The organism is Gaiella sp. (assembly GCF_035558935.1).
GTDB lineage: Bacteria > Actinomycetota > Thermoleophilia > Gaiellales > Gaiellaceae > Gaiella.
In genome coordinates, this window is record NZ_DATMBZ010000088.1 from 1 (window position 1) to 9,934 (window position 9,934).

Consider the following 9,934-nt stretch of genomic DNA (forward strand, 5'->3'; position numbering starts at 1 on the left):
TACGCCAGCGCCACGAGGGCCAGCACGAGGCCGACGGCGTCGTCGAGGCTCATCGCTCGTTCTTCGGGCCGCGGCCAACGATCCGCTCGCAGCCCGCGACGAAGAGCGCTGCCGCCGCGAAGAACGTGACGACGAGCGTGAGGAAGAGAAGATCGCTCACGGGTCCGTCGTACCGCGCGAGGCGCGCGGCGGGGCGCTCCCTGACGCAACCGCTACGCGAGGGAAAAGGATCTTGACGCCGTCTTGACGGCGTCCCATCCACGAGCGGCGGCTACCGTGGCCGGAATCGTCGAGCGGAAGGAGGCGCCCGATGGAGTACGTCAACCTCGGCCACACGGGTCTGCGCGTCTCGCGCGTCTGTCTCGGGATGATGAGCTTCGGCGCGCACGAGAGCAGGCCGTGGGCGCTTTCGGAGAGCGAGGCGGAGCCGATCGTCCGCCGCGCGGTCGAGGGCGGCATCACGTTCTTCGACACCGCCGACGTCTACAACGGCGGCCAGAGCGAGGTCGTGACAGGGCGCGTTCTCCCGAAGCTCCTCACCCGCGAGGAACTCGTCATCGCCACGAAGGTGCACGGCCGGACGATGCCCGGCGAGAACGGCCGCGGGCTGTCGCGCAAGCACGTGATGGCGTCGATCGACGCGTCGCTCGGCCGGCTCGGGCTGGACTACGTCGACCTGTACCAGATCCATCGCTGGGATCCGACGACGCCGATCGCCGAGACGATGGAGGCGCTCCACGACGTCGTGAAGGCTGGCAAGGCGCGCTACATCGGAGCGAGCAGCATGTTCGCCTGGCAGTTCGCGAAGGCGCAGGCGACCGCGGAGCGGCAGGGCGGGACGCGGTTCGTCTCGATGCAGAACCACGTGAACCTCGTCTACCGCGAGGAGGAGAGGGAGATGATCCCGCTCTGCATCGACCAGGGCATCGCGGTGCTCCCCTGGAGCCCGCTCGCGCGCGGCCTCCTCGCCGGCAACAAGACGCGCGAGGGCGAGCGCCTCACGACGCGGGCCGGAACCGACCCCTTCGGCGACTCGCTCTACACGCCGGAGGTCGACTTCGACGTCGTCGACCGCGCCGCCGAGATCGCCTCCGAACGGGGCGTCCCGAGCGCCCAGGTCGCGCTCGCGTGGTTGCTGCGCCACCCCGGCGTGACCGCGCCGATCGTCGGCGCGACGAAGGTCGAACACGTCGAGGACGCGCTCGGAGCGGAGCGGCTCGAGCTCTCGGACGACGAGGTCGCCCGGCTCGAAGAGCCGTACGTGCCGCACGCGATCTCGGGCCACGAGTAGCCGCGCGCGACAGGCCCCGGTCGCCTGGAAAACCGATCGGCTCGACACCGCGTAGGCACGGGTGGAGTCTGCTCGCGGTCACGATCCACGTTGGCCCGATCGACGTTGGAACTGGCCGATGGCATTCCTCGACACCCGAGAACGCGCCCCGGCGGTCGACCGCGGGCGCGGGCGCAGGAGGCGAGCTCGCCGGGGGGCGCTCGTCGCAGGGTCGCTCGTCGTCGCCGTGCTGCCGCTCGCCGGCCTCGCGTCGCTGCTGCTCCGCTCCCACCTCGACCCGCACATCGAGAACTACCGTCTCCACTTCGTCGTGTTCGGCATCGTCGGCGCGACGGCGCTCTTGCTGGGCTATACGGCGGGCGAAGCGGCGAACCGCCGCGGCGACGCCCGCGTCCTGCTGCTCTCCCTCGCGTTCATGGCGACCGGCGGCTTCCTCGGCGTGCACGCGCTCGGGACGCCCGGGATCCTGTTCATGGAGGAGCGCGGCGGCTTCCAGGTGGCGATCCCGGTCGGGCTCCTGATCGCCGCGGTGTTCGCGACGGCGTCGGCTTTCATCGACCTCCGTCCGGACCTCATCCCGGGGCTGATCCGTCGGCGGACGCTTCTGAGGGGAGCCGTGCTGCTCTCGATGGGAGCCTGGTTCGCCTGGGCCGCCCTCCGCCTGCCGCCGCTCCAAGGGTCGGGCACCGAGGCCGCGACCGACGGCCTGGTGCTGGCGGTCGCCGTCGTCGGCACGGCGATGTACGCGGTCAGTGCCGTCCGCTACTGGAGCCTCTACCGTGACCGCTGGAACCTCCTGCCGGCCGCCGTGATCGCCTGCTTCGTCCTGCTGGCGGAGGCGATGGTCGGCGTCGCCGTCACCGGCGAGCGCAAGTGGCATGCCAGCTGGTGGGAGTGGCACGGCCTCATCGTCTCCGCCTACCTCGTGATCGGCTTCGCCGTCCGCCGCGAGTGGCGCGACGAGCGCTTCCGGCATCTCTACCTGCCGACGACGCGGGAGCGGCACCAGGAGATCAGCGTGCTCTTCGGCGACCTCGTCGGCTTCACGAGGTTCGCCGAGCGCTCGACGCCGGCGGAGGTCGCCGCCGTCCTGAATGCGTACTGGGGCATCACCGCACCCCTGGTCACGCGGCGGTTCGGCGGCGAGGTCGAGAAGTTCATCGGCGACGGCATGGTCGCCGTCTTCAACACCCGGGGCGATCAGCCCGACCACGCAGTCCGTGCCGCGCGCGCCGCGCTGGCGCTGCAGCTCGAGCTCGCGCGGCTCGCGCGGAGGCATCCGGAATGGCCTCCCATGCGGGTCGGCGTCAACAGCGGCGAGGCGATGCTGCGAGAGGTCGGGGGCGACGGGCACGTCGCCTATCCTCTCGTCGGCGACACGGTCAACACCGGCGCGCGTCTCGAGAGCCTCGCGCCCGCGGGCGGGGTGCTGATCGGTGCGAGGACCTACGTGCAGCTGCCAGCAGGAACCGTTGTCGAGCCGCAGATGGGGCTCCTGGTCAAGGGCAAGGACGACCCGGTCAATGCCTATCTGCTGCTCGCCGTGCCCTGATCGGCTCCGCGCCGTCCTGGCACGCGGTGTACCTCGACGCGCGCCCTGCTCCCGCACATCCCGCCGCTCGAGTACCCCGGGCAGGCGCTCGCGGTCGCGCTCTACGAGACGGGCGGCGTTCGCGGGTGCGAGATCGGGACGGTGATGTTCGGCCTGCGCCCCGACCGCACCGAGCAGCCGGCCGCGCTCGACCTGGTCCGCCTCGATCCCGAGGCGGACGTACACGCAGAGCCACGTCGACTACGCGATCGAGGTGTGCGGCGCCGTCGCCGAACGCGCGGCGGAGCTGACGGGACTCCGGATCGTCGAGCAGCCCGCGCAGCTCCGCCGCTTCACCGCCCGCTTCGAGCGCCTCTCGCGCTCAGCTCACGTGGACCGGCCTGCCGTCTCGTCGCCCCACGTCACGAGCACCGCGTAGAGGACGAGGAACAGCATCGCGACGACCGTCAGCGCGAGGAACGGCGCGAACGCCATCCAGTAGAACCACCGCAGGATCCCGATCGACGCGGCGATCACCGCGACCCAGCGGCCGAAGTCCTGCCCCTCGAGCAGGCTCCTGCCCGCGTAGAAGAACACGACCGCCAACGCGATGTCGACCAGCCCCCAGAGCCACTTCTGGCCGCCGAGGATGCCGTTGGAGACGTCCGTGAGCCAGGCCGCGTCGGCCCAGAGATTGATCGCCCAGATCGTCGAGAGCCCGGCCGCGATGAACATGATCACCGCCGCGTACGTGAGCCAGCCGCTGCGCCTGAAATCCATGCCAGTCCTTTCGTCGCCGACTTGCGCCGCCCGGACACGGCGCCCACCGGCAAGAGGATGACCGGGCGGCCGGACGGCTCGCGTACGGCTCAGCCCTCGCCGGACAGGTAGCGATGGACGAGCGCGGTCGCCATCGCGCCCTCGCCAACGGCGGAGGCCACGCGCTTGATCGAGCCGTGGCGGATGTCGCCCGCCACGAAGAGGCCCGGCTGGCTCGACTCCAGGAGGAGCGGCTCGCGGTCGAGCGGCCAGCGGCCGTTTCCGTTTCTCGCGAGGTCGGGCCCGGCGACGAGGAAGCCGTGCTCGTCACGCTCGAGCCAGCCCGCGACGCCGGACGTCATGGGCTGCGCACCGATGAAGACGAACAGCGCGTCCGCCCCGACCTCCGTCTCCTCGCCGGTCTCACCGTCCCGCAGCAGGACGGACTCGAGCTGGCGCTCGCCGCGCGCCTCCACGACCTCCGAGCGTGCCCGGACCGCGACGCTCGGGTGCGACTCGATCCGCTCGACGAGATACCGCGACATCCCCTCGTCGAGCGAGGTGCTGCGACAGACGATCGTCACCCTGCGCGCGACGTCCGCGAGGTGGAGCGCGGCCTGGCCCGCGGAGTTCGCGCCGCCGACCACGACGACGTCCTGGCCGCGGCAGAGCTCGGCCTCGCGCGGCGATGAGCCGTAGTGCACGCCCGCGCCGATCAGGCGGTCGACCCCGGGCGCCTCGAGACGCCGGTAGTGCGCGCCGTTCGCGGCGACACCGGCGCGTGCGCGGATCGCAGCGCCGCTCGTGAGCTCCATCGCAAGCGTCCGATCGCCGCCCGGCCCGGCCGTGACGAGCTCGACGCCGACCAGCACCTCGGCCCCCAGCCGGCGCGCCTGCGCATACGTGCTCTCGGCGAGCTCCGCGCCGCTGATGCCGTTCGGGAACCCGGGGTAGTTCTCGATCCGCGCACTCGTCCCCGCCTGTCCGCCGGGGGCGAGTGCCTCGACGACGAGTGTGCGCAGCCCCTCCGACGCCGCGTACAGCGCGGCGGTCAGCCCCGCCGGGCCGGCGCCCAGGATCGCAACGTCGTAGAGCTCGTGCTCCGGGCGGGTGGGAAGGCCGACCCTCGCCGCGAGCTCCGTCGTGAAGCGCGCGGTCTCGAGGTACGCCCTCTGGTCGGCCGCCGACACCTCGGTCGCGGCACCGTCCCCCGTGCCGCGGACGAACCGCGTCCGCATGAAGCGCTCCGGCCCCTCGAGGACCGAGCCGTCCGCGAAGAGGACGCACGGCAGCCGATGTCCGGCGAGGGCTCCGTCGCCGCCGAGCAGCCGTGCGAGCGGGTCGTCGTCGAGGTCGACCCACTGGAACGGCACGCCGTTCCGCGCCAGGAACCGTCGGGTCTCGGCCGCGCCCGGCGTCGCGGCGCGGCCGAGGAGGTAGGTCGGGCCGCCGTCCGGCGCCCGGCCTGTCACGTCCCGACCGCTGCCGGTTTGACGTCGAAGCTGAGCATCATCCCGCTCTCGTGGTGCTCGGCGATGTGGCAGTGCGCCATCCACCGGCCGGGGTTGGTCACGTCGAGCAGGATGTCGACCGTCTCGCCGGTCCGCACGAGGACCGTGTCCTTCCAGACGAGGTTGCGCTCCGGCACCCCGTCACGCGAGAGCACGACGAAGCGGCCGGCGCCGTGGACGTGGAAGGGGTGGTGCATCGGGTGGTCCGAGTCCATCTCGTTGACGAGCCGGAGCTTGACGCGGTCGCCGACCGTGAACGTCCAGTCGATCGCGTGGTTGATCGCGCCCGTGTCGCGGTCGACGAGCTGCCAGCGCATGTTCTCGGGGGTCGTCAGCCGGTTGAGCTCGACCATGTCGTCCTCCCACTCGATCCCGCCGGCGTCGTGGCCGTGCTGGTGCTCGCCGTGGTCGTGGTGTGCGTCGTCGTGCGCAGCCTCGTGGTGGGCATGCTCGTGCTGCTCGTGCTGGTCGTGATGCTCGTGCTGGTCGTGATGCTCGTGCGCGTCCGAAGCGGCGACGAGCGTGTCGGCGACCAGCTTCATGCCGCACTTCGGGCACCGACCGGGGGCCTCGCTGACCACCTCGGGGTGCATCGGGCACACGAAGGACGCGCCCTCCGGGACCTCCATCTCCATCTCCGCGACGAACGCGAGCGTCTTGTCGGGCGGCGCGCCGAGGAACGGCGCCAGGCGCTCCCGCTCCGCGGCCCACTCGGCGTTCTCCCGGAGCTCGCCGAATAGCTCCCCGAGCGGGGGCGACGCCGGCTCCTCGCCAACCTCGAAGGTCGCCAGTGAGTAGGTGCGCTCGGGCGTCCGGTGCTCGAGGGTGAGTTGCCCCGCCCGCTCGAAGTGGACGTCGACCACCACTCGCTCGGACGGCGCGAGCAGAACCGACTCGACGAGCTCCTCTTGCTCGACGCGTCCGCTGTCGCCCCCCACGAGCTTGAGGCGCGCTCCCGGCAGTGCGACGTCGAAGACGCGAGTGTTCGCGGTGTTCGTCAGGTAGAGCCGGACGATCTCGCCGCGGGCGGCCGTGAAGACCGGGTCGGTCTCGCCGCCGACGAGGAGCGTGTTCCCGAAGCGGCCCATGGCCGCGAAGGTCGTCTCGCTCCGGCTGAAAGGCGCGATCTTGCCGTCTTCGATCAGGACGTCGTCGAGCGTGACGACGAGCTCGCGGTGCACCGGCGGCCAGTAGCCCTCGTCTGCGGGCTCCACGACGATGTTCCCGTACTGGCCGAGCTCCTGGCCGTAGTCCTCGCGGATGTGCGGGTGGTACCAGTAGACGCCCGGGTCGGGGAAGTCGAGCCGGTAGGAGAAGGTGCCGCCCACCGGGATCGGTGCCTGCGTCTCGTGCGTGCCGTCGTAGCGGTTCTCGAGCCGGAGGCCGTGCCAGTGGACGGTGCCCTCGAGATCGCCGTCGTTCTCGACGCGCACCTCGAGCTTGGATCCTTCCCGCACGCGGAGCACGGGCCCGGGGATCGAGCCGTTGTAGGCGAGCATGCGGACTGTTGCGTCGCCGATCCGCTTCGCGACGGGGCCGATCCGGAGCTCGAACACATCTCCGTCGTCGAGCTCGACGATCTCGGGGGCCGCCGCCTGCAGCAGGCCATCCGTCTCGGTCGGGAACGTGTCCGCGTGTCCTTCGTGGTGGGTGTGGTTCTCGTGCTCGTGCTCCATCGTCAAGCCCCTTCCCTCGAGCCGACCGTCTCCGGAGCACCGTGAACGGTGTCCGGGTCGGAGGGTACGTCCGTTCCGCCGTCCACGTGGGCGGCGACTTTCTCCGCGACGTAGGCCACGTCGTCCCCGACGAACCCGACGAGCGCCGAGCCGCGGGTGTGCTGCCACGAGAGCCCGAGGAAGAAGAGGCCCGGGGCCTCCGTGACGCCGCGCACGTGACGCAGGCGTCCGTCGTCGCCGAAGACGGGTAGCCTGATCCACGAGTGGTCGGGCCGGTAGCCCGTCGCCCAGATCACGGCGTCGACCTCCAGCTCGCTTCCGTCGGCGAGGCCGACTGTGCGACCTTCGGCGCTCACGACCCGCGGCCGTACCGGGACGCCGTGGCGCCGCCGGAGCTCGCGCGGGCTCGAGCCGATCAGCGTGTCGCGGTCGCGCGCGCGGCGTCCGAGCCGCGTGTCGACGGTCTTCGCGAGAATCCCGGTCTTCGTCAGCCACCAGAAGAGGTCGCGGCCGAGGAACCGCTGCGGAAGGGGCGTCTGCTTCGTTCCGACCGCCAGCTCGACGTCGTGCGTCGCGGAGAGCTCCTTCGCCAGCTGGAAGCCGGTGTTGCCACCGCCGACGACGAGCACGCGCCCCGCCGGCACGTCGGCGGGCCGCCGGTAGCCGACGCTGTGCAGCTGGAAGACCTCGGCCGCGAGGCCGTCGGCGACCGAGGGGACGAACGGTGCCTGGAAGGGGCCCGTGGCGACCACCACCGAGTCGGCCTCGATCGAGCCTCCGTCGACCTCGACGAGGAACCGGCCGTCGTCCGCCCTCCGCAGCGACCGAACCGCGGTCTCGAGGCGGACCGGAAGCTCGAACGTCGCGGCGTAGCGCTCGAGATACGCGACGACCTCGTCCCGGCTGGGGTATCCGTCGGGGTCCCCGGGAAACGGCAGCCCGGGAAGGCCGGAGTAGCGCCGCGGCGTGAAGAGGACGAGCGAGTCCCAGCGCGCGCGCCAGGCGGCACCGACCTCGGGCGCTGCCTCGAGGATCACGAAGCGCCGGCCGCCGGCGGCGAGCTCCCGCCCGATCGCGAGACCGGCCTGCCCCGCCCCCACGACGACGACCTCGTAACGCTCGATCGGCTCCTCCGGCGTGCGGCTCTGGGCTTCCCTCCCTGGGGCGTTCATCTGGCGACCCTCCTCCCTGGAGCTCTCTCTTTCGGACAGAGGAGGGTAGCAACTAGCTGAACGATCAGCTAGTAATGTGCGGGTGGCAGTCCGTGACAGCGCGCGCACGCGGGAGGCGATCCTCCGAGCGGCGGAGGAGCTGTTCGCGCGGCAGGGGTTCGACGCCACGAGCATGCAACAGATCGCGGACTCGGCCGGCGTCGCGCGTGCGACCCCGTCGTACTTCTTCCGCAGCAAGGCGGCGCTCTACGACGCCGTGCTCGCCCGTGCCGTCGCCCGTGCCCAGGCCGCGATCGCGCGCACCTACGGGGCGCAGGACGGGACCGGCGCACTCACAGAAGCGGTCGACGCCTATGTCGACGCCCTCCTCTCCGTCTTCGCCGACGACCAGGTCTTCGTCTGCCTGATCCAGCGCGAGTCGCTGGGCGACGGAAGCCGGGTATCGGAGTTCTTCGGCCGCTTCGTGGACGACGCGGTCGGCGCGCTCGCACCGGCTGCGGCCGAGGCCGGCGTCTCGCCGCAGCGTCTGGTTCTCGACATCGTCGCGCTCTGCTGGTACCCGTTCGCCCACGAGCACACGCTCGTCCCCGCGCTCGGCCTCGATCCGCGCGAGCCCTCCTTCGCGGTCGAGCACCGACGGCATCTCGGGGAGCTCGTGCGGGCACTCGCGGCCCGACGGGCCGCCCGGCCGTCGAAGCGGGCGAGCCCGTCGTCCACCCAGGAGCTCTAGCCGGCGGCCGCACCCGGCACGGCCGTCGGCGCGACCGCGCTCTCCGCCGGCCTCCACCGCCCGAAGACCGCCATTGCGAGGATCACGAGGCCGATCCCGGTGAGCAGCAACGCGAAGCCGACGACGATGCTGAAGACCGAGAGCATCTCGGACATGAATCCCATGTTCAGCGCCGTCGTCAGGGCCGTCTCGGTGACCCAGATGTCCCGTGCGCCGTTGGAGACCGGCTGGCCGTTCGCGTCCTTCGCCGCGGCCGCCTCGTCGTTCGTGCCCTTCGGGTCCGTAGGATTCTCGGCCGACTGGAAGCGCCCCATCTCGGCATACGTCAGCCCGCCGGTGCTGGCGAGGGTGTGTTCGCGCATCACGTTCGCGAACGCGAGCGCCTGCCGCCCGGTCTCGACCTGCTGGCCCGCGTATTGCTCGGCGTGCTCGGCGACCGCAGGGTCGCTGGCCGGGCCGAAGGTGATCCCCTCCTGCTTCAGGTGGTCGCGCGTGAACGAGATCCCCCAGACCCCGAGCACGATCACGACGACCCCGAACGCGATGAGCACGCCTCCCGAGACGTACCCGCCGATTCGCAGCAGCTTTCCCGATCGCATGGTGACCTCCCTCTGCCGAATGGTGTGACGGCGCCCGTGGGGCTCGTCCGAATCACGAAGCAGGCCGATCTTCGCGCATCGGCCGCCGCAGGCGCGGAGCGCGGCTCGGGTCAGGTGGGAATCGAGGGCGAGACGGGCTGATCCGGCGGCGCTTCGACGTCGCCGCGCGCGCGCTTCCAGACGAAGTCGAGGACGACGGCGAGCGTCGCGACCACGACGATCGCGGCGAACGTCTGTGGCGCGTTGCGCACCGTGTCGACGGCGAAGAAGGCGAGCACGACGAGCGTCACCGCGATCCCGACTAGGACCAGCCACGCCTGCGCGCCCGTCTCTCGTCGCAGCCGGTACCCGGCGACCCCGACGAGGACGAAGAGCGCGAGCGAGCACGCGCTGCCGACCGAGGCGATCGCCGAGAGGTCGACCGTGTTCGAGACGACGAGCACGACCGCGGCGCTGATCAGGACGCCGCTCTTCGCTCCGAGCCGCGAGGCGGGACCGAAGAACGGCGGAAACTGGCCGACGCCGGACAGCATGCGCGTCAGCCCGGCCGAGGCGTAGAGCGTCGCGACGACGGAGCCGGCCATGCCGACCATGGCGGCGATCGCGATCATCGTGAATCCCGCGTCCCCGAGCGCCGGCCTCCCCGCCTCGGCGATCGCGGTCGG

General features: G+C 71.6%; 8 protein-coding genes and 2 pseudogenes. 4 read left to right on the plus strand and 6 right to left on the minus strand.

Annotation, left to right across the window (positions count from 1 at the left end):
- The first annotated feature begins 310 nt into the window (after positions 1-310).
- From VNM44_RS08480 to VNM44_RS17110, 3 genes and pseudogenes are all read left to right on the plus strand, one after another.
- Positions 311-1,291, plus strand: coding sequence for an aldo/keto reductase (locus tag VNM44_RS08480; protein WP_325624993.1), 981 nt, complete (start codon positions 311-313; stop codon positions 1,289-1,291).
- A 118-nt stretch (positions 1,292-1,409) separates the two neighbouring features.
- Entirely contained in the window at positions 1,410-2,843 is a 1,434-nt protein-coding gene (locus tag VNM44_RS08485) for an adenylate/guanylate cyclase domain-containing protein (RefSeq protein ID WP_325624995.1), read from the plus strand.
- 20 nt (positions 2,844-2,863) lie between these two features.
- A pseudogene (locus VNM44_RS17110) lies at positions 2,864-3,261 on the plus strand (hypothetical protein); the annotation flags it as partial.
- Here VNM44_RS17110 and VNM44_RS08490 read toward each other — a convergent pair.
- From VNM44_RS08490 to VNM44_RS08505, 4 genes are all read right to left on the minus strand, one after another.
- The gene (locus VNM44_RS08490) at positions 3,210-3,602 is read right to left on the minus strand and encodes a DUF7144 family membrane protein (RefSeq protein ID WP_325624998.1); all 393 of its coding nucleotides are present in this window, start codon (positions 3,600-3,602) and stop codon (positions 3,210-3,212) included. The pseudogene VNM44_RS17110 and the gene VNM44_RS08490 sit on opposite strands and share 52 nt — an antisense overlap.
- 89 nt (positions 3,603-3,691) lie before the next feature.
- Complete coding sequence (locus tag VNM44_RS08495) at positions 3,692-5,053, minus strand: FAD-dependent oxidoreductase (RefSeq protein WP_325625000.1); 1,362 nt, start codon at positions 5,051-5,053, stop codon at positions 3,692-3,694.
- A complete protein-coding gene (locus VNM44_RS08500; protein ID WP_325625002.1) occupies positions 5,050-6,768 on the minus strand; it encodes a multicopper oxidase domain-containing protein in 1,719 nt (572 codons plus the stop codon). The genes VNM44_RS08495 and VNM44_RS08500 overlap by 4 nt, the downstream gene beginning before the upstream one ends.
- 2 nt (positions 6,769-6,770) lie before the next feature.
- Positions 6,771-7,940 (minus strand): NAD(P)/FAD-dependent oxidoreductase, encoded by a 1,170-nt coding sequence (locus VNM44_RS08505; protein ID WP_325625004.1) that lies wholly within the window; start codon positions 7,938-7,940, stop codon positions 6,771-6,773.
- A gap of 82 nt (positions 7,941-8,022) precedes the next feature.
- On the opposite strand from VNM44_RS08505, the gene VNM44_RS08510 reads away from it, so the two are divergent.
- Positions 8,023-8,670, plus strand: coding sequence for a TetR family transcriptional regulator (locus tag VNM44_RS08510; RefSeq protein WP_325625008.1), 648 nt, complete (start codon positions 8,023-8,025; stop codon positions 8,668-8,670).
- Here VNM44_RS08510 and VNM44_RS08515 read toward each other — a convergent pair.
- Complete coding sequence (locus tag VNM44_RS08515) at positions 8,667-9,269, minus strand: hypothetical protein (RefSeq protein ID WP_325625012.1); 603 nt, start codon at positions 9,267-9,269, stop codon at positions 8,667-8,669. The two genes, VNM44_RS08510 and VNM44_RS08515, sit on opposite strands and share 4 nt — an antisense overlap.
- A 110-nt stretch (positions 9,270-9,379) precedes the next feature.
- Positions 9,380-9,934 (minus strand): annotated as a pseudogene (locus VNM44_RS08520) (amino acid transporter); the annotation flags it as partial.